This is a genomic window from Actinokineospora spheciospongiae (assembly GCF_000564855.1).
GTDB lineage: Bacteria > Actinomycetota > Actinomycetes > Mycobacteriales > Pseudonocardiaceae > Actinokineospora > Actinokineospora spheciospongiae.
Map to the genome: position 1 here is coordinate 28,324 of NZ_AYXG01000084.1, position 19,355 is coordinate 47,678.

9 protein-coding genes are annotated in these 19,355 nt (G+C 71.8%); 1 reads left to right on the plus strand and 8 read right to left on the minus strand.

Going from position 1 to position 19,355, the window contains the following annotated elements; translation table 11 throughout:
• Positions 1–215: 215 nt before the first annotated feature.
• The 6 genes from UO65_RS12060 to UO65_RS12085 all read right to left on the minus strand — a co-directional run bounded on the left by UO65_RS12060 (position 216) and on the right by UO65_RS12085 (position 14,330).
• Complete coding sequence (locus UO65_RS12060) at positions 216–1,292, minus strand: alpha/beta hydrolase (RefSeq protein ID WP_233427544.1); 1,077 nt, start codon at positions 1,290–1,292, stop codon at positions 216–218.
• A gap of 54 nt (positions 1,293–1,346) precedes the next feature.
• Entirely contained in the window at positions 1,347–2,948 is a 1,602-nt protein-coding gene (locus UO65_RS12065; protein WP_052021074.1) for an acyl-CoA carboxylase subunit beta, read from the minus strand.
• 60 nt (positions 2,949–3,008) lie between these two features.
• On the minus strand, positions 3,009–9,560 hold the full coding sequence (locus UO65_RS12070) for a type I polyketide synthase (protein ID WP_035281813.1): 6,552 nt from the start codon (positions 9,558–9,560) through the stop codon (positions 3,009–3,011).
• A complete protein-coding gene (locus UO65_RS12075; RefSeq protein WP_035281815.1) occupies positions 9,557–11,350 on the minus strand; it encodes a fatty acyl-AMP ligase in 1,794 nt (597 codons plus the stop codon). Before UO65_RS12075 ends, UO65_RS12070 begins: the two co-directional genes overlap by 4 nt.
• A gap of 351 nt (positions 11,351–11,701) precedes the next feature.
• Positions 11,702–12,598, minus strand: coding sequence for a R2-like ligand-binding oxidase (locus UO65_RS12080; protein WP_052021079.1), 897 nt, complete (start codon positions 12,596–12,598; stop codon positions 11,702–11,704).
• A 112-nt stretch (positions 12,599–12,710) separates the two neighbouring features.
• Positions 12,711–14,330, minus strand: coding sequence for a CocE/NonD family hydrolase (locus UO65_RS12085; RefSeq protein ID WP_035281819.1), 1,620 nt, complete (start codon positions 14,328–14,330; stop codon positions 12,711–12,713).
• Between the two features lie 518 nt (positions 14,331–14,848).
• Between UO65_RS12085 and UO65_RS12090 the strand changes: the two genes are divergently transcribed.
• Positions 14,849–15,130 carry an early set domain-containing protein gene (locus UO65_RS12090; RefSeq protein WP_052021076.1) on the plus strand — a complete coding sequence of 94 codons (282 nt, stop codon included), beginning with the start codon at positions 14,849–14,851 and terminating at the stop codon, positions 15,128–15,130.
• Positions 15,131–15,279: 149 nt separating this feature from the next.
• On the opposite strand, the gene UO65_RS12095 is transcribed toward UO65_RS12090, so the two are convergent.
• Entirely contained in the window at positions 15,280–15,888 is a 609-nt protein-coding gene (locus tag UO65_RS12095; RefSeq protein ID WP_035281822.1) for a TetR/AcrR family transcriptional regulator, read from the minus strand.
• 157 nt (positions 15,889–16,045) lie between these two features.
• On the minus strand, positions 16,046–18,979 hold the full coding sequence (locus UO65_RS12100) for a M28 family peptidase (RefSeq protein WP_035281824.1): 2,934 nt from the start codon (positions 18,977–18,979) through the stop codon (positions 16,046–16,048).
• Positions 18,980–19,355: the final 376 nt, after the last annotated feature.

Sequence of the window (19,355 nt, forward strand, 5' to 3'; positions counted from 1 at the left end):
CAGCAGGCGGTGGGCAAACCCTTGATCGACTCGGGTGAGGGGGCAACGGCGTGGTGGCGCGGCGGGAGAGCACGGGCCGTGAGGGGGTGGTGACCGCGAGTCCACACCGGACTTCCCCGGCGAGTCTCCCGGGTCCCGGCCCACCCACCGGGTGGGCCGGGAACGACGAAGGCCGCTCCCCGAGGGGGAGCGGCCTTCGCGTGGAGCGGGTGGGCTCAGATGCCGAGGCCCTTGGCCAGGACCGGCCAGGAGTTGTGCAGTGCGCGCTCCCAGTAGGGCCAGCTGTGGGTGCCCTTGCCGTAGTAGTCCACAGTGGCCGGGATACCGAGCTGCTTGAGCCGGTCGGTGAAGCTGCGCGAGGTCAGCAGCGTGGACGCGTCCAGCGGGTCGCCGCCCTTGCCGGGCGGGTCCAGCGGGCCCACCTCGCCGTTGCCAGAGCTGATGTAGAGGTTGGTGCCGCGGAACTTCTCGATGTTGTTGTACGGGTTGTGCGCCTGCCAGATCCAGAAGGTGACCATCTCGTCACCCCACAGGTCGGCCGGGTTCCAGAAGCCCTCGCGGACCAGGATGCCCTTGATCACGCCCGCGGTGCCGACGAACATGGTGTTCGGGATGCCGCTGTAGGAGGCGACGGAGGCGAAGGTGCCGGGGAAGCGGAAGCCGTAGGCCAGGGCGCCGTAGCCGCCGATCGACACGCCCGCGACGGCGCGCTTGGTGCCGCCCTTGTAGCCGCGCTCGATGATCTGGAGGACCTCCTTCATGTGGAAGGCCTCCCAGTTCGCCGTCTTGCGCAGGCCGAGGTTCCACCACTCGGAGTACATGCCCGCCGGGCCGTCGGTGGGCATGACCGTGATGACGCCCTTGTCGGCGGTGAACGCCTTGGCGTCGGTCATGGAGTCCCACGACTTGTAGTCGAGGTCTTCGCAGCAGCCGTGCAGCAGCCACAGCTGCGGCCAGGTGCGGGTGGCCGTCGCCGACCAGTCGGTGGGGAGGTAGACGCGGACCATGCCGTTCTTGAGCAGCGCCGGGCTCTGGATCTCCAGGTCCAGGGTGCGCTCGTCGATCCGGGTCTCCTTGACGACCTTGGCGCCGTCGTCGGCGGTGACCTGGGGGGCGCCGGAGGGGAGGGTGGCCGCGGGGGCCGCGGTCGTGGTGGTCGGGGTGGGCTTGGTGGGCCACCACGGCCACGCGGCGTTCGCCGGGCTCTGCACCAGGGTCGCCGACACCACAGTGGTCAGGACGACCGCCGCGCCCGCGATCACGCTGCGGCGTAAGCGGCGTGGGCGCGACACGTCACCTCTTTGTGTCCGTGGCATGGGCTGGCACTCCGTTCTTGTCACATTCCCCTACAGGGGGATGTTCCCGTGCTTCTTCGCGGGAAGGGTCTGCTTCTTGGTGCGGAGCGAGCGCAGCGCGCGGGCGACCTGGACGCGGGTCCGCGACGGCGGGATCACCATGTCGACGTAGCCGCGCTCGGCGGCGACGTACGGGGTGGTCTGCCACTGCTGGTACTCGTCGGTCAGCTTGCGGCGCAGCGCTTCCCGCTCGGGCTCGGGTGCGGCGTTGAGCTCGCGGCGGTGCAGGATCTGCACCGCGCCCTGCGCGCCCATCACCGCGATCTCGGCGGTGGGCCAGGCGATGTTGACGTCGGCGCCGAGGTGCTTGGACCCCATCACCGCGTACCCCCCGCCGTAGGCCTTGCGGACCACGACCGTCACCATCGGCACGGTCGCCTCGGAGTAGCTGTAGATCAGCTTGGCGCCGCGCCGGATGATCCCGCCGCGCTCCTGGTCCATACCGGGCATGTAACCAGGAACATCGACAAAGGTCACGAGGGGGATGTCGAACGCGTCGCAGAAGCGAACAAAGCGAGCTGCCTTCTCCGAGGCGTCGATGTCGATGACGCCCGCCTGGTGCAGCGGCTGGTTCGCCACCACGCCGACCGTGCGGCCCTCGACGCGGCCGAACGCGCAGATCATGTTCCTGGCGAAGCCCGCGTGGATCTCGGTGAACTCGCCGTCGTCGAGGACCCGGCTGATGACCTCGTACATGTCGTAGCCCTGGTTTGGCGAGTCCGGGACGATCCGGTCGAGCACCCGGTCGGAGGCGGTGACCTCGGGGTCGCCGTCGAAGTCGTAGACCGGGGCGGGCTCGACGTTGTTCGCGGGCAGGTAGCCCAGCAGCGTCTGCACCCACTCGATGGCGTCGGGCTCGTCGACCGCGCGGTAGTGGGCGTTCCCGGAGACCTCGCTGTTGACCCCCGCGCCGCCGAGCTGGTCCTGGGTGACCCGCTGCCCGGTGACGGCGTTGACCACCTCGGGGCCGGTGACGAACATGTGCGAGGTGTCGTCGACCATGACGGTGAAGTCGGTCATCGCCGGGGAGTACACCGCCCCGCCCGCGCACGGGCCGAGGATCATCGAGATCTGCGGGATGACCCCGGAGGCGTGCGCGTTGCGCCTGCCCAGCTCGGCGTAGTACGCCAGGGAGACCACGCCCTCCTGGATGCGCGCGCCGCCGGAGTCGTTGATGCCGATGATGGGGCAGCCCAGGGTCATCGCCAGGTCCATCACCTTGAGGACCTTGCCGCCGAACACCTCGCCCATGCTGCCGCCGAAGACGGTGAAGTCCTGGGAGAACAGGCACACCTGGCGGCCGTCGATGGTGGCCTCACCGGTGACCACGCCGTCGCCGTAGGGGCGCTGGGCGTCCATGCCGAAGTCGGTGGTGCGGTGCCGGGTGAACATGTCCAGCTCGGTGAACGAGCCGGGGTCGACCAGCAGGTCGATCCGCTCGCGCGCGGTGAGCTTGCCCTTGGCGTGCTGCCGGTCGGCCGCCCGCTTCTCGGCCAGGCGGACCACCTCGTCCTGCCTGCCGGTCAGGTCGGCGATGCGGTCGGCGGTCGTCGGGGCGAAGGAACGTCCGTCGAACTTGTCTTCTCCGAACATCACAGCCTTCCTTCCTCACTCAGGTCATCAGGGGCACTCGGGTGGGGTGTTCCGTTGTTCCTAGTGAGCTGGTGAGCGCGGGTGGTCGAGTGCGGCGCGCAGCTCCCGCGCGATGACGGCGACGTTCGGCGGGTCGATCATGCTGAGGTGGTCGCCGGGGACCTTGACCACCTCGAGGGCGGGGGCGAACTCGTCCCAGCCCAGGGTGTCGTCGGTGCGCTTGTAGCGCGGGTCGAGCTGCGTGGTGAGCGGGTGCGGCTCCTTGGCGCGGAACAGCACGACCCGGCCGCCGTAGGGGCGCGGCTGGTAGTTCTCCGCGACCCGGGCGTCCACGTAGGACGTGTACTGGTGGTGCAGCACCGCGGCGCCCATGCCGGAGACGTTGGCCGCCAGGGTGTCGATGATGTAGCGGATCTGCTGCTCGTCGTCGAGGCCGCCGAGCTTGTCCGCGCCGAGGTCGAGCTTGACGCCGTAGGTCTCCTCGATGTGCTCGGCGAAGCGGCTGAACCGGTCGAGGATCAGGTCCTGCTGCGAGATCGGCTCGGCCGATTCCAGCGGCAGGATCGTGTCGATCATGGCGACCAGCTCGACGTGCTCGCCCGCGGCGGTGAGCAACTGGGCGATCTCGTAGGACAGCATCCCGCCGAAGGACCAGCCGCCGAGCCGGTACGGCCCGCTGGGCTGGACCTCGCGCAGCAGCTCCAGGTAGCGCCGCGCCTTCTCCTCCAGCGTGTCCACGTCGTCGAGCCGCTCGAACCCGTAGACCGGCACGCCCTCGCCCATGAGCTGCACCAGCGAGCGGTAGACGCTCGTCGGGCCGCCCGCGGGGTGGAACAGGAAGACCGGGGTGCCGGTCTCGCAGGCCCGCAGGACGCGCAGCGGCTTGCCGCCGTTGCCCTCCACCTGGTCGCGCAGCAGGTCGGCCATGGCCGCCACGGTGGGCTCGCTGAACAGCGTGCCGTAGTCGGGCACCGAGTCCAGTTCGCGTTCGATGGCGGCGTAGACCGCGTCGGCCTGGGCGGCGTCGCCGAGGGCGAAGAAGTTGTCGTCGACCCCCGGTTCCCCGCTCTCCAGCACGTCCTGCCAGATCCGGGCAACCCACCGCTCGGACGGGTCGCGCGGGCCGACCTTCGCCGGGGCGCTGCCCGGCTTGCGGGCGGCCCGGTCGGCCGGGTCGGCCTCGCCGAGGCCGGACGCCTCGGCCAGGTGGTCGGCGATCTCGGCGAGGCTGGCGCCGCGCAGCAGCAGCGGCACCGGCAGCGGCAGCCCGAAGTCGCGCTCGACCGCGCCCCGGGCCCGCATGGCCAGCAGCGAGTCGAGGCCGAGCTGGGTCAGCGGCACGTACCGGTCGATCCGCTCGGCGGCGAAGCCCATCAGCTCGGCGATGATGGCCACCAGGTGGTCCTCCAGCGCCTGCCGGGCCGCGGCGGGTTCCAGCGCGCGCAGCTCGGACATGCCCGCCCAGGCGGGGCCGCCGGTCTCGGCCGCCTGCTCGGCGGGCCGGACCAGCTCGAAGAACGGGCGGGTGGCCAGTTGCGGGAACAGCGACATGGTGGTGCCCAGGTCGAGCCGGGCGATGCCGGTCGCGGCCCGGCCGCTGGCCAGCACCGCCTCCAGCGCCTCCATGCCCTCCTGCGGGCCGAGCGGGTCGAGCACCGGGTTGTCCCGGCCCACGGCGCCGCCGACCTCGGCCCACGCGCCCCAGTTGACGGTGGTGGCGGTCAGGCCCCGGGACCGGCGCCAGGTCACCAGCGCGTCGAGCCAGGCGTTGGCGGTGGCGTAGGCGCCCTGGCCGGGCGAGCCGAACAGCGCGGCGGCCGAGGAGTACATGAGCCACCAGTCCAGGTCGTGGCCCAGGGTCGCCTCGTGCAGCGCGAGCGCGCCGGTGGCCTTGGCGTGCCAGACCTTGGCGACGTCGGCACCGTCCAGGGTGGCGGTGGCGCCGTCGGCGAGGACACCGGCGGCGTGCAGGACACCGCGCAGCGGGACACCACCGGCGGTGGCGGCGGCGACCAGCCGGTCGGCCACCCCGGCCTCGGCGACGTCGCCCGCGACGACCTCGACCTCGGCACCGAGGCCGCGCAGCTCGGCGACCAGCGGTTCGGTCTCCTCGGTCAGGCCGCGGCGGCCGGAGAGCACGACGCGGGTGGCGCCGTTCTCCGCGAGCCACTTGCCCGCGAGCAGGCCCAGTCCGCCGAGACCACCGGTGACGACGTAGCCGCCGTCGCGGACGGTGTGCCCCTCGCCGCGCTCGTCGACCTGCTCATCGATCTCGGCCTTGGCGAGCTTGGCGATGTGCCGCGCGCCGCCGCGCCAGGCGACCTCGTCGGCGGCGTCGTCGGCGGTCAGCTCGGCGGCCAGTTCGGCGACCCAGTCCCCCTCGACATCCAGGTCCAGGGCCGTGGCGCGCAGTTCGGGGTTCTCGAAGGCGAGGACCCTGGCCAGGCCGCGCAGGGCGGCGAGGTCGGGCGAACCGGCCTCGTCGGCGCCGACCGCGGCGGCGCCGCGGGTGACGATCCACAGGCGCGGAGGCTGCCACCCGGGGTCGACCTGGTCGGTGAGCTGCGCCACCAGGCTCGACACGGCGAGCACGTGCGCCTGCGCCGCCTCGGGGGAGAGCCCGGTGCCGGGTTCGGCCACGAACACCACGCCCGCCGGGGTGCGCCCGGCCAGGGTGAGCTGGTCCACGCGCGGCAGGCACAGCACCTCCCCGCCGGGGAGCCGGTCGCGCAGCCCGGTCAGCCAGTCGCCCGGCTCACCCTCGGCCACGACCACCCAGGTCTGCCCGTCGGCGGCGGTGTCGTCGAGGTCCCCCCGCTCCCAAGAAGCCTCGAAGGCCTTGGCGGACAACGGGAGCGGCACCGACGAGCGCTGCATCCGGCGCACGTAGACACCGGCGACGTCGACGACGACCGCCCCGTCCGCGTCGACCAACTGCACGGCGCCGACCAGGCCGTCGAGCCCCTCGTCGAGGGAGTCCAGCCGGGCGTCGACGCGCACGGCGGTGCCCGGGTCGCCGAGGACCCGGACCGCGCCGAGCGACAGCGGCAGGTAGGTGCCGCCGCCCGCGCTGATCCGGTCGAACGCGGCGGCGGCGAGCGCGTGCAGGCTCGCGTCCGACAGCGCCGGGTGCAGCACGTGACCGGTCGCGCGCCCGGCTTCCTCGGGCAGGGCGATGGCGGCGGAGGCGGTGCCGGAGCCCGCCACCACCGACCGCAGGCCGCGGAAGGCGGGGCCGTAGGCCTGGCCCATCTCGGCCAGCGCCGGGTAGAGGTCGACGGCCCGGCCGTCGGTGGTCTCCCCCAGCGGGGTCACGGCGGCGTCGCCGCGGCGCACGGTGGCCGAGGCGTGCCGGGTCCAGGTGCCCGCCGCCGACTTGGCCGAGACGGTGACGACGCCGGCGTGCTTGCCGGTGAGCGTCAGCGAGGTGGTGATCTCGGTGTGCGCGGCCAGCGGCAGGACCTGGGTGAGTTCGACGTCGCGGACCTCGACGAGGACCTTGCCGCCGAAGGCTTCCCGGGCGGCGGCGAGCGCCAGTTCCAGGTAGCCGGTGCCGGGGAAGATCGCCACGCCGTGCGCGGCGTGGTCGCTCAGCCACGGGTGGGCGTCGGTGCCGACGTCCGCGCGCCAGACGTGCCGGTCGCCCTCGGGCAGTTCGATGTGGACACCCAGCAGCGGGTGCCGCCCGGCCGGGGCGGTCGCCGAGGCGCGCTTGCGCGGCCAGAAGGCGTGGTGCTCCCAGCGCGGGCCGGGCAGCGAGACCGGCGGGGCCGCGGCGTGCCGGGCGGCCAGCGCGGTCGGGTGCCCGGTGGTGTGCAGGGCGGCGAGGCTGGTGAGGAACGTGGTGCGCTCGTCGTCCTTGCGGTGCGCGCTGGGCAGCCCCAGCACGGTGACGTTGCGGGCGCCACCCGCGGTCTGCTCCAGTGCCGCGAGGGCGATCGGGTGCGGGGAGACCTCGACGAACCGGGTGTGCCGGTCCTCGATCGCCGCGGACAGCGCGTGCGCGAAGCGGACCGGGCGGCGCAGGTTCTTCACCCAGTACTCGACGTCGAACGCGGGCGCTTCCCTCGGGTCGTCCAGCACGCTGGTGTAGCAGGGCACGGTGGCCCGGCTCGGCTCCAGGTCCGCCAGCCCGGCGCGGAACTCGTCGAGCACCACGTCCACCGCGGGCGAGTGCCCGGCGCCGCCGACCTTGAGGCGCCGCGCCAGGCGGCCCATGCCCTCCACGTGCGCCACCAGCGCGCCCACCTGGTCGGCGTCGCCGCTGACGGTGCACTGGGTGGGCGAGGCGTAGACGGCCACGGTGATGCTGGGCCACTGGGCCTCCAGCTCGGCCAGCTCCGCCGGGGACAGCTCGACCACGGCCATGGCGCCGACCCCGGAGGCGTCGATGCCCGAGAGCAGCCGGGCGCGGGTGGTCATCACCCGCAGGCCGTCGGCGACGGTGAGCGCGCCCGCGACGACCGCGGCGGCGACCTCGCCCATGGAGTGCCCGACCACGGCGGCGGGTTCGACGCCGTGCGCGCGCCACAGCGCGGCGAGGGCGACCTGGATGCCGAACAGGGTGGGCTGGGTGGCGGCGAGGTCGGGAAGCTGCTGCTCCCCGGCCAGCACCGCGCGCAGCGAGAATCCGGTGACCTCGACGAAGGCCGGGTCCAACTCCTCCACGGCGGCGCGGAAGGCGGGTTCGGTGGCCAGCAGCGTGCGGCCCATCCCGTCCCACTGCGAGCCGTAGCCGGAGAAGACGAACACCACGTCGCTGTCATCGCGCCGGGCTGTGCCGGTGCGCACGTCCGGGCGGGGCTCCCCGGCGCCGAGCGCGCGCAGGGCGTCCACGAGGGACTCGCGGCCGGTGCCGACGACGGCGCCGCGCACGGCCAGGTGCTCGCGGCGGCGGGCCAGGGTCGAGGCGACCGCGCCGAGCGCGACCCCCGCGTTCTCCTCGGCGGCGAGCCAGTCGGCCAGGTCGGTCGCGCGCTGGGCCAGCGCGGTCGCCGAGCGGGCCGACAGCGCCAGCACGTGCGTGTCCCGGTCGTCGCCGCGCGGCACGCGCTTGCGCTTGGCGGGCCACTCCTCCAGCACCACGTGGGCGTTGGTGCCGCCGAAGCCGAACGCGGACACGCCCGCGCGGGCCAGGCCGGAGTAGCGCGGCCACGGGGTGGGCTCCGGGATGACCCGCAGGCCGTTGCCGTCGAAGTCGATGTTCGGGTTGGGCGCGGTGTAGTGCAGGCTGGCCGGGAGCCGCCCGTGCTTCATCGCCAGCACGACCTTGATCAGACCCGCGATGCCCGCGGCGCCCTCCAGGTGCCCCAGGTTGGACTTCACCGAGCCCAGCAGCAGCGGGCGGTCGGCGGCGCGGTCCCTGCCGAGCACCGCGCCGAGCGCGCCCGCCTCGATCGGGTCGCCGAGGAAGGTGCCGGTGCCGTGCGCCTCGACGTAGTCCACACCGGACGGGTCCAGTTCGGCCACCGAGTAGGCGTCGCGCAGCAGCGCGGCCTGCGCGTCGGGGTTGGGCGCCATCATGCCGTTGGAGCGGCCGTCGGAGTTGACCGCGCTGGCGCGGATGACCGCGAGCACCCGGTCGCCGTCGCGGCGGGCGTCGGTCAGCCGCTTGAGCACGACCACGCCGCAGCCCTCGCCGCGCACGATGCCGTCGGCGGCGGCGTCGAACGCCTTGCACCTGCCGTCGGCGGCCAGCACGCCCGCGCTGGTGAAGTTGGCGAACACCGCGGGCGAGAGCAGCAGGTTGACCCCGCCGACCAGGGCGTGGTCGGTCTCACCGCGCTGCAGGCTCTGCACGCCGTGGTGCACGGCGACCAGCGACGACGAGCACGCGGTGTCGACGGTCATGCTCGGGCCGCGCAGGTCCAACTGGTACGACAGCCGGTTGGCGGCGATGCTCGCCGCCGCGCCGGTGCCCGACCACGCGTCGATGGTGGGCAGGTCGACCATGGTCAGGTGGCCGTACTCGGTCGCGGACAGTCCCACGAAGACACCGGTGCGGCTGCCGCGCAGCGAGGCGGGCGCGATGCCCGCGTCCTCCAGCGCCGCCCAGGAAACTTCCAGCAGCAGCCGCTGCTGCGGGTCCATCGCCTCGGCCTCGCGCGGGGTGATGCCGAAGAACGCCGCGTCGAACCCGGCGACGTCGTCGAGGAAGCCGCCGAGGCGGGGCAGGCCGTCGAGGTCGGCGGCGGGCGCGAAGTCCTCCCACCGGCCCGCGGGCACCTCGGAGATGGCGTCCTGGCCCGCGGACAGCAGCGACCAGAACGCCTCCGGCGAGTCGACGCCCCCGGCCAGCCGCACACCGAGGCCGACGACCGCGACGGGCTCGCCGGGCGCGACCGCGGCCGCGACCAGGGGCTGGTCGCGGCCGGTGTCCTCGCCGGTGAGCGCGGCCACCAGCGCGGAGATCGTCGGGCTCTCCCAGGCCAGCGTCGGCGGGAGTGGTCTGCCGAGCAGCTTGCCCAGGTCACCCGAGAGCGTCACCGCGTCGCGGGAGGACATCCCCAGTTCGGTCAGCGGCCGGTCCGGGTCCACTTCCCCGACCGGGAGGTTGCGCAGTTCGGCGACCCGACCCACCAGCCAGGCGAGCAGGTTCTCCTGGGAGGTCATGCGGGGCGTCCGTCCTTGAGGGTGCCCTCGGCCCAGCGCTTGCGGCACACCGCGCGGCTGACCTTGCCGCTGGAGGTGCGCGGGACGCCACCGGGCTCGACGATGAGCACGTCGTGCAGGGACAGGCCGTGGTGGTGCGACACCGCGGCCTTGACCGCGCTGGTGACCTCGTCGCGGTCGAGGTCGGCGGCCTCGACGACCTTGGAGCGCTCCACCATCACCATGACCTGCTCGGACTGGCCGTCGAACACCGAGAACGCCACCAGCGAGTGCTTGCGCACCGCCGGGTGCGCCTGCTCCACGGTCGCCTCGATGTCCTGCGGGTAGTGGTTGCGGCCGTCGACGATGATCAGGTCCTTCATCCGGCCGGTGATGTAGAGGTCGCCCTCGTGCAGCACGCCGAGGTCGCCGGTGCGGAACCAGCCGCGGCCGTCGACGCCGGAGCCGTCGAAGCCGTCGTCCTCCAGGGTCTGGCCGAAGGACTCGGCGGTCTGCTCCGGGCGGTTCCAGTAGCCCTGGGCGATGTTGACGCCGCTGAGCCACAGCTCGCCGACCACGCCCTCGTCGAGCAGCTTGCCCGACTCCGGGTCGACGATCCGCAGTTGCTGGTCGAACGCCCGGCCGCAGGAGACCAGCTCGGTGGTGCTCGGGGTCTGCGCGGTGGCGACCACGGCCAGGCCGCGGGTCAGCGCCTCGCGGTCGAAGGTGACCGCCTTGGGCAGCTCGCCCGGGGTGCCCGACGAGATCAGCACGACCGCCTCGGCCATGCCCATCGACGGGCGGTGGGCGGTGCGCGGCAGGCCGCACTCGGCGAACGCGTCGGCGAAGCGGTTGATCGACTTCATGCTGATCGGCTCGGAACCGTCCACCAGCGACACCACGTCGGACAGGTCCAGGAACGCCTTCTCCCGGTCGCTGACCCGCGACGCGGCGTAGGCGTAGGCGAAGTTCGGCGCGGCGGTGGTGGCGCCCTCCGCGTTGGCCATCGCCGCGACCCAGCGGATCGGGCGCTCCAGGAAGGCGATCGGGTCCATCATCACGACCGGGCGGCCCGACCACATCGGCACGGCCACCGCGAGCACCAGGCCCATGTCGTGGAACAGCGGCAGCCAGCTCACCAGGGTGCCGTAGTCGTCCTCGTCGGTCATGTAGCACTCGGTGTTCTGCCGGGCGTTGGTCACCACGTTCCGGTTGGTGATCATCACGCCCGCCGGGATGCGGGTGGACCCGGAGGTGTACTGCAGGTACGACACGGCGTCGGGCTCGGGCACGAACGGCGCGTAGTCGGCGGCCCTGGAGTCGGGCACGGTGTCGATGGAGGTGACGTGGGCGACCCCGATGCCCTTCTCGGCGAAGTAGGAGTCGAGCAGTTCGCGCTGGTCGTCCAGGGTGAGCGCCAGGGTCGGGGAGCAGTCGGCGAGCACCGCGGCCAGCCGGTCGGCGTGCCCCGGCAGGTCCGGCTGGAACAGCGGAACCGCGATCCGGCCCGCGCGCATGGCCGCGAGCAGCGCCACGACGTACTCGGTGGACTGCCGGGCCAGGATGACCACCCGGTCGCCCTCGGCCGTGTGCGCCTGCACCTCAGCGGCGACCGCGCTGACCTTGGTGTCGAACTCCGACCAGGTCAGCGAGGTGGCGACACCGTCGACGCTGAAGCGGTAGTCCAGGTAGGTGATGGCGACCTCGTCGCCGTGCTCCTGCGCCCACCAGGCCAGCAGGGTCGCCAGGGAGTCGTTGCCGACCACCGGCCCCGCCACGGGGCTGTCGGTCCGCACACCACCAGAAGTCATCGTGTCCCGTCCTCGGGGTTGTCAGGGGTTCGAACGCCCGCCGCTGAACATTCGACCGGAATTCAGATTGCGGCCAAATGTGAATCGACAATTGAGGTCCGACAGATCCGGTCGATCTGAGAATAGAATTCGACCACCCACCGCCACCATATTTTCCGGTGCCACGGGGTGTCAACCATTCGGGTTTACGCCACAAACGCCCAATTGCATAAAACAATGTTTCTTAGCGTTCGGAGGTGAAAACTCGCGCCCTCGTTGTCAACGCGGTGACAAGTCATCCACCCTCCCGACCACTCGTACGACCCACGCGCCCCGCCGCACCCCGCGGGCGCGCCCGCGGGGTGCCGCCGATCACCCCTGGGCCGCCGCGGCGGTGTCCTCGGTGTGGAACTGCTCTTCGAGCTGCTCGGGGCTGTAGTCCAGGTCGATCGCGGCCACGGACATGCCGCGCGCGCCCTCGATCGCCCCGAGCCTGCGCAGCGCGTGGTTGCCCGCGTACTCCATGACCCCGTCGAGCTTCATGTCGAACGGGTCGCCGTCGAACTGCTTGGTCGTCCACTCGATCTGGGTGATCGCGTGCGGCAGCAGCCGCTGCATCTCGTCCTGCACGATCTGCCAGTTCGCGTCGTCGGCGGCCACGTGCCTGCGGCAGGTGAAGGTGCCCCAGGCCATGTGGCGGCGCTCGTCGTTGCCGATCGAGCGGATGAGCTGCTGCAACCCGGGCAGGATGCCGTTGCTGCGGCAGGCCGCGTTCCACACGTGGTAGCCGGTGAGCGCCAGCACGCCCTCGACCACGTGGTTGTAGACCACCGAGGCGCGCACCTGGTTGGCCGGGCTCGGGTCGGAGGAGAGCCGGTGCAGGGCGTTGGGCAGGGCGTCGTAGAAGATCGCCCGGTAGCCGGGGTTCTCCTCGACGTGGGAGTGCAGGTCCTCCTTGACCCCCACCGCGTCCAGCCACAGCCGGAAGGCCTGGGTGTGCTTGGCCTCCTCGAACAGGAATTGGGTCAGGTACATCTCGTCGCCGAAGCGGCCCTCGGCGCCCATGGCCTGGATGAACGGCTGGATGTCCTGGGTGACGGCCTCCTCGCCGCCGACGAACTGGGCGCAGAGCATGGTGGCGATGAAGCGCTGCTCGTCGTTGAGGTTGGCCCAGTCCTCGGCGTCCTGCGAGAAGTCGATGGCGGCGGGGTCCCAGAAGCGGCGGTTGCCCTTGGCGAACAACCGCAGCGGCAGGGAGTCCCAGTCCATTCCGGCCTTGCTCAGTGAGTGGAACTGCGTCCGGCGCTCGGTGGCGGCCTGCTCGCTGACGTCGGTCACGGGACTAACTCCTTCAGGTGTTCTCGGGGAGGGTCGAGCGGGGTCACCCGGCGAACGGGACATCGATCCAGGACGGGTCCGCGGGCGAGGACAGGAAGCCCAGCTTGCCGCCGTCGGTGTTCTTGTCGATGAACAGCGCGTCCTTGGAGTCGACCACCAGCGCGAGCCGGTGCCCGGCGGCGAGGTTGTACGCCGTGGGGGTGAACCGCAGGTCGAGCGGCAGCGGTGCGCCGGGGGTCGCGCCGCGCCAGGTGTAGGGGGTGTAGTTGATCAGCTTGCCGGTGCCGAACCGGTCGACGTCGTAGACGTAGGCCACGACGGTGCCCTGCGCCTTCGGGGGGCTCACGACCAGGTGGGCGGTGATGTAGCCGCGGATCTTCTGCGCCGAAGCCGCCTTGGGGCCGTTCCACATGCCGCCGCTGGAGCGGTCGAGCACCTGCAGCATCGCCGTGGGCGGGTTGCCGCTGAGCGCCTCCAGGCTGTAGGTCGCCAGCGGGATGCCCCCGTTGGCCAGGGTGTCCTTGTTGGCGTTGACCTCGGTCTTCCACGCCGCCGGGGGCGCCGAGGGCAGTAGCTGGGCGTCGCCGCCGAACATCCCGGCGGGCTTCGCGCCGAGGTAGAGCTTCTGCTGCCGCTGGCCCTGCACCGCGGCCCAGTCGCCCGCGGGCTCGGCCTTGTTGGTGCCCGGCCGCGGCACGACCTGGATCGGGGCCTCGGCGGCGATCGCGGTGTCGGTGCCCGCCACGTGGGCGTCGAACCAGCGGTAGACCGAGTTCCACACCCCGCTGGGCAGGCCGAGCAGGCCGCCGGACTCGGTGGCGGCGTGGTCGCCGGGCAGGATCTCCAGGCGCTTGGGACCGGTGAGCTGGGTGTACAGGTCGGCCATCTGACCGGGCTCGAAGACGGTCTCGCTCCAGGTCTGGATCATCAGCGTCGCGGGCTGGTTGCGGTTGATCTCGGCGACCCGGTTGATCGGCGACCGCTGCTGCGACCACGCCTTGATCGCGTCGTCCTGCGCGTCGGTGAGGTTCGGGTCGTAGATGCCCGCGAGCATCTGGTCGGACTCGAAGCTGAGCCTGCCGTTCTGCTTGCCGGACAGGTGCAGGACCAGGGCGGTGAGGCTGTGCCGGGTGTTCTCGGTCGACAGCGACCGCACCAGGTCGCTCCAGCCGCTCATCGAGGCCACGGCCTTGATCCGCGGGTCGGTGCCGGAGGCGAGGACGCCGATGCCCGCGCCGTAGGACACGCCCGCGACCCCGATCCGGTTCGGGTCGGACTCGGTGTTGGCCAGGCCCCAGTCGATGACGTCGGAGACGTCGGTGAGGTCCTGCCTGCCCGCGACCTGCACTTCGCCGCCGGACTCGCCGAAACCGCGGGTGCCGTAGGCGAGCACGGTGTAGCCCTTGTTCGCCAGGTTCACCGCGGGGACGGTGTTCTGCGTGACCCCACCGCCCCAGGCGCTGATGACGATCGCCAGCGGGTGCGGACCGGGCGACTTCGGTTCCATCACCATCGTCCGCAGCAGGACACCGTCCCGCGCGGGCAGGTCCACGAAGCGGGTGTCGAACCCGCTCGCCTGCGCCCCGAAGGCACCGGGCACCCAGGCCACCAGTGCGGCGAGCATGGCGACCGCCGCGAGCACCGCGGCACGTTTGCGCGACATCCGAACACCCATTCCGATGTGACGAAGAATTCCCACGCCGCCGTGAATGGCATTGACGATTCGGCCAAAAGCATTCAGAGAAGGCACAGGAACAAACCGCATTCCTTTATAAAACACCGACAATGGAAAGGTAGCATCGGTAAAATTTTGGGTCAAGACTGAGGAGAGACCGATACAGATCTTGCGGTTGACACACAAAAAACTCCCGAACCCTGCTCACGATCGAAGCAGCCCAAAACGTGAAAAAAACCCGAGTGGTCTTCACTTCCGACCGGTTGTCGCCACGCGGAGTCACCTCGGACACACCGGCCGAGACCAGCGGCGCAGGGTTGGGGTACCAAGCGGTCCGTTCGGGTACCGCACAGTCTCATTTTCACCGAGAAGATCGGATAAAAGATCACAGCGTTACGAAAGGCGTTACGACTGTGTAAGCAACCGCGACGCGCCCGGGCCAGAGCGAGCGGGGCGGCCCGATCCCCGGCATCCTGGCTGCCGTCGACCGTACGGAAAGGTTACGAGTGATCAGCACCAAGGCACTGCCGTTCAACAAGTACCGGGTGACCTTCACCCTCGACCGCGACGACCCGCCCGGCCCGGTCAGCGTCGTGGGCTGCTTCAACGACTGGACCCCGGGCTCGCACCGGCTGCGCAACCGCACCGGCGGCCTGCGCTCGACCACCGTCGTGGTGCCCGCGGGCTCCACCGTCTCGTTCCGCTACCTGGCCGCGGACGGCACGTGGAGTGACGACCCGGACGTGGCCGACCGGGACGAGGACGGCAACGCCGTCATCACCGTCTGACGCCCCGCGACCCGGGCGCGCACGGCCGTCGCGGGGCGTGTGGGCGCTGCAGGCGCGGCCCGCGCCCCCGGCCCCACCGGGCCCGGCCGCCACCGCCGAGCAGGCGCGCACCCGCCCGACCAGGTCGGGCGCACCGGGCGGGACCACCGTCACGGGTGCCCCACCCCGCCGCCGATCTCGCCCAGCAGGGCGTCGAAGGCGGCCGCCACCGCCGGGGTGAGCGCGTCCGGGTCGCTCCCGGCCTGCTCCCGGCCCGCCTGGAAGCAGGCCCTGGCCAGCCACGGAGCCAGCACCGCGGTCCGCTGGTCGGCCCGCATCCCGCGCAGGATGTCGCGGGCCAGCTCGACCAGCCGGTCCAGCTTGCGCCCACCGCGGTCGGCCAGCTCGGGGTTGTCGCCGATGAGCTGCTCGCGCAGCCGGTAGTTCTCGCCGTCGACCACCGACTCGGCGCAGATGGACAGCACCAGCCCGCGCATCAGCTCCAGGGCGGTGCGCAGGTCGGGGGCGCGCTGCACCGGCACCGGCTCGTAGCGGGCGCGCACCTCGTCGAGCAGCTCCTGCTCCCCGGCGAACACGACCTCCTGCTTGTCGCCGAAGTACCGGAAGAACGTGGTGCGGCCGACCTCGGCCCGGTCGGTGATGTCGGTGACGGTGACGCCCGCGTAGCCGCGTTCGGCGAACAGGGCGTAGGCCGCGGCGACGATCTCCTGCCGGGCCCGCTGCCTCTTGCGCTCGCGCAGTGGTGGCCGGTCGTCCATGGCGGGAGTGTATCGAGTACGAATCGGTACGCGGTACCACTCGGCACCGAGTGCGTCGAGGCATCGAAGACGTGATCGACCCATGTGTCGTGGACCACAGTGGCCAGGAACGCGCGTGCCCCTCCGACCGGTGGTCGGAGGGGCACGCGTGGGGTCGCTACGCCGACCGCAGGGAGATATCGTCGAGGACGAAGCTCGTCTGCAAGGACGCGTCCTCGACACCGGTGAACTTCAGCGCCACCGTCTGCCCGGCGAACTGGCCGACGGGGACGGTCCGCTGGGTGAAACCGGCCGCCGCGTCCACGTTCGACAGGGTGGCCACCGACGTGCCGCCCACGGTGACGGTGAGCCGGTCGTACACGCGGGTGCCGGTCTCGGCGGTGTCCACGTGCGCCCAGTAGGTCAGCACCGCGCCGGTGCACCCGGCGGGGATGGTCACCGTCTGCGCGGCGCTCTCGGTGTTGGCGCTGCCGCTCCCGTTCAGCCACGCCTTCCAGGTGCCGGTGCGCGGCGCCTGGGAGGTGGAGCTGTCGCGGACCCCGGTGCTGAGGGTCCACGGCGTGGTGCCGGACTCGAAGCCGCCGTTGACGACCAGCTCCGCCGGGGTGCAGGTGGTGCCGCCGCCGCTGGAGACCGCCTGCGCCCAGATCGTGTGCGCCACGCCGTCGGCGGTGCGGTCCAGGGCGGTGGCGTTGATGTTCGCCGTGGTGTCGCACGAGCTGTGGTAGCAGGCGTCGTACGCGGCGCCCGCGGTGCCGCCCCACTTGGCGGCCTGGGCGCTGGTCTTGCGCGCCGAGGCGCCGGTGGCGTAGCCGGAGGAGGGGATGCCCGCGTTCTTGAACGAGTAGTCGTCCGAGCGGCCCGCGCCCTCCACGTTCTCCTCGGGCGCCAGGCCCAGGGAGTCCCAGTACGCCTTCATCGGGGCGGAGACGGCGGTGGAGATGTTGTTGATGAAGTAGCCCGCGTTCCGCGACCCGACCATGTCGAAGTTGTAGTACGCCTTAATGGCCGTCCGCTGCGCCGAGGTGAGCGAGTTGACGTAGAAGCGCGAGCCGAGCAGGCCGGACTCCTCGTCGGTCCACCAGGCGAACCGCACGTGCTTGGCCATCGCCGGGTTCGCCGCGGCCAGTTGCAGGGCGTTCTCCAGCAGCACCGCGGACCCGGAGGCGTTGTCGTTGATGCCCGGTCCGGCCGAGACGCTGTCGAGGTGCGCGCCGAACATGACCGTCTGGCTGGTGTCGCCACCGGGCCAGTCGGCGATCAGGTTGTTGGAACGGTAGTTGCAACTGGTGCAGGTCTGCTCGGCGACGGTGAAGCCCGCCGCCTGGAGCTTGCCCTTGAGGTAGGCGACGGAGGCGGTGTAGCCCGCCGAGCCCGCGCGCCGGTTGCCGCCGTTCTGCGTGGCCAGCGCGTTGAACTGGGTCAGGTGCGCCTGCACCTTGGCCACGTCCACGTTCGGCGCGGCCTGCGCGGAGGCGCCACCGAGGACGTCCACCGCACCGATCGAGTCCACCGCGCCGATCGAGTCCACAGTGGAGCCCCTGGCGAACGCGGTGCACGTCGGGTCGGCGGTCTGCGCGGGGACGCTGACGGCGTTCCACGCGGCCTTGGTCCGGTTGTAGAGGTTGCAGGTGGCGTCGAGGTTCTTCGCCGCGGTGAGGGTGGCGGTGCGGTACCTCTTGTAGGTCATGCCGCTGGTCTTGAGCAGCATTCCCCCGTAGAAGACCTTGCCCGCCGCCTGGATGCCGATCCCGGTCACCGAGCTGCTGTCGCAGGTCGGGCTGACCGGCTTGCCGCCGCCCGGGTTGGAGCCCTCGGCCAGCAGGTAGAACCAGTGGTTCAGCGGCCCGGCCGCGGCGTGCACCTCGGTGCTCGGGATCGACGCGGAGTAGCAGTTGGGGTGGTTGTTGACCAGCGACGGGTTGTACATGTTGCGGATCGGCCCGTTGCCGGTGAGGTTGACCTTCTCGCCGACGAGGTAGTCGCCCGGGGTGTCGTACGGGGCGGGCTCGTTGGCGTATGCCTCGGTCAGCGCGCCGAAGATGTCCCCTGTGCCCTCTCCGAGCCCGGCCTCGCCGTTGGCGCCGCCGGGGGTGAACTGGTCGAGGCCGTGGCCGTACTCGTGGCCGACGACGTCCATGGCGCCGATCCACTGGCCCGCGCTGTTGCGCCCGATGGTGACGCTGGAGCCGTTCCAGTACGCGTTGGTGGTGTTGTAGCCCACGCGCGCGGGCCAACTGCCGCCGGAACCGGTGTGGCCGTTGCGGCCCAACCAGTTCTTGAGCATGTCGAACTCCTTCTGCGCCGCCCACATGACGTCGACGCAGCCGGTCTCCTTGCTGGTGGCGTTGCCGGTGCCCCAGGTGTCGGTGGTCTTGCTGAACACCTGGCCGGTGCTGTAGTCCGCGCACTGCAGGCCCGGGCGGGTGGTGTCCTTGAGCAGGTACCGGCCACCGGACTGGCTGGTGGTGATGGCCAGCGGGCTGGGGCCGTTCCACTGGCTGGTGCCGGTGCCGTGCTCGACGTCGTCGTGCCGGTCCAGCACGGTGCCGGTGACCGCGTCGACCCAGACCGTCAGGTGGCTCTCGCCCTCGGCGGTGGCGCCGCCGAGCACGGTCTGCCAGGCCAGCTTCGGGGTGTCGCCGGTCAGCTTCACCACCAGCGAGCGGGACTCGACCGCGTCGACCCTGGCCAGTTCACGCCTGGCGGTGGCCTCGGCGGCCTCACCGGTGACCGCAGGCGCGGTGCCGATCCGCACCGTCACACCGCTGGCCTTGGCACTGGCGCGCACCGACCCGTTGCCGTCGGTCAACACGGTCGCGTCACCGCCGACGACCGGCAGGCCGCGGTAGGTGCGCTCGTAGGCGACGGAGTGGAGGCCGTCCACCCACGGGGTGACCAGGCCCCGCCGGTAGACCTCGTCCGGACCCGCGCCGAGCGCGGTCGCCGCGACCCGGTCGGCCGCGCCCAGGGCGCGGGTCTGCGCGTCCGGGACGTCCGGGACGACCGGGGCGGCGGAGGCGGGGGTTCCCACCGCCGAACCAGCGAGGACGACCAGGGCGAGCCCGGCCGTCACCGTTCTGCGTGTCATCGATGCTCCTCGTGGCAGGGTTGCACGCCCGGGTCGAGCGGGGACACGCCCCAACCGGGCCCCACGAGCATCCGCACCCGGCACAGCACGGGTCAACACGGCGGCGGAATCCGTCAAAGAACCGTCAAACCCCCTGACGGCACAACGCAAACCGGTCAACACGGCAAATCCGACACCGAGACCCGCCAACGTAGCCGCCGACCACCCGACACACCGACACACCGACGGCCCGGCGACTCGGCCACACAAACGCCGGGCAGGCGGATGCGCGGGCAGGCGGATGCGATTGGCCAGCCGGCCACCCCCGAAACCGGCGGCCCGACCAAGCAAACGCCCGGGTGGGTGGATGTGTTTGGCCGGGGGTGGCGATCATGTG

Bases quoted from the DNA above. Each gene is read 5' to 3' on its own strand.
- UO65_RS12070 (WP_035281813.1), bottom strand. From the start codon at position 9,560: ATGACCTCCCAGGAGAACCTGCTCGCCTGGCTGGTGGGTCGGGTCGCC.
- UO65_RS12100 (WP_035281824.1), bottom strand. From the start codon at position 18,979: ATGACACGCAGAACGGTGACGGCCGGGCTCGCCCTGGTCGTCCTCGCT.
- UO65_RS12065 (WP_052021074.1), bottom strand. From the start codon at position 2,948: ATGTTCGGAGAAGACAAGTTCGACGGACGTTCCTTCGCCCCGACGACC.
- UO65_RS12085 (WP_035281819.1), bottom strand. From the start codon at position 14,330: ATGTCGCGCAAACGTGCCGCGGTGCTCGCGGCGGTCGCCATGCTCGCC.
- UO65_RS12080 (WP_052021079.1), bottom strand. From the start codon at position 12,598: ATGGACTGGGACTCCCTGCCGCTGCGGTTGTTCGCCAAGGGCAACCGC.
- UO65_RS12095 (WP_035281822.1), bottom strand. From the start codon at position 15,888: ATGGACGACCGGCCACCACTGCGCGAGCGCAAGAGGCAGCGGGCCCGG.
- UO65_RS12075 (WP_035281815.1), bottom strand. From the start codon at position 11,350: ATGACTTCTGGTGGTGTGCGGACCGACAGCCCCGTGGCGGGGCCGGTG.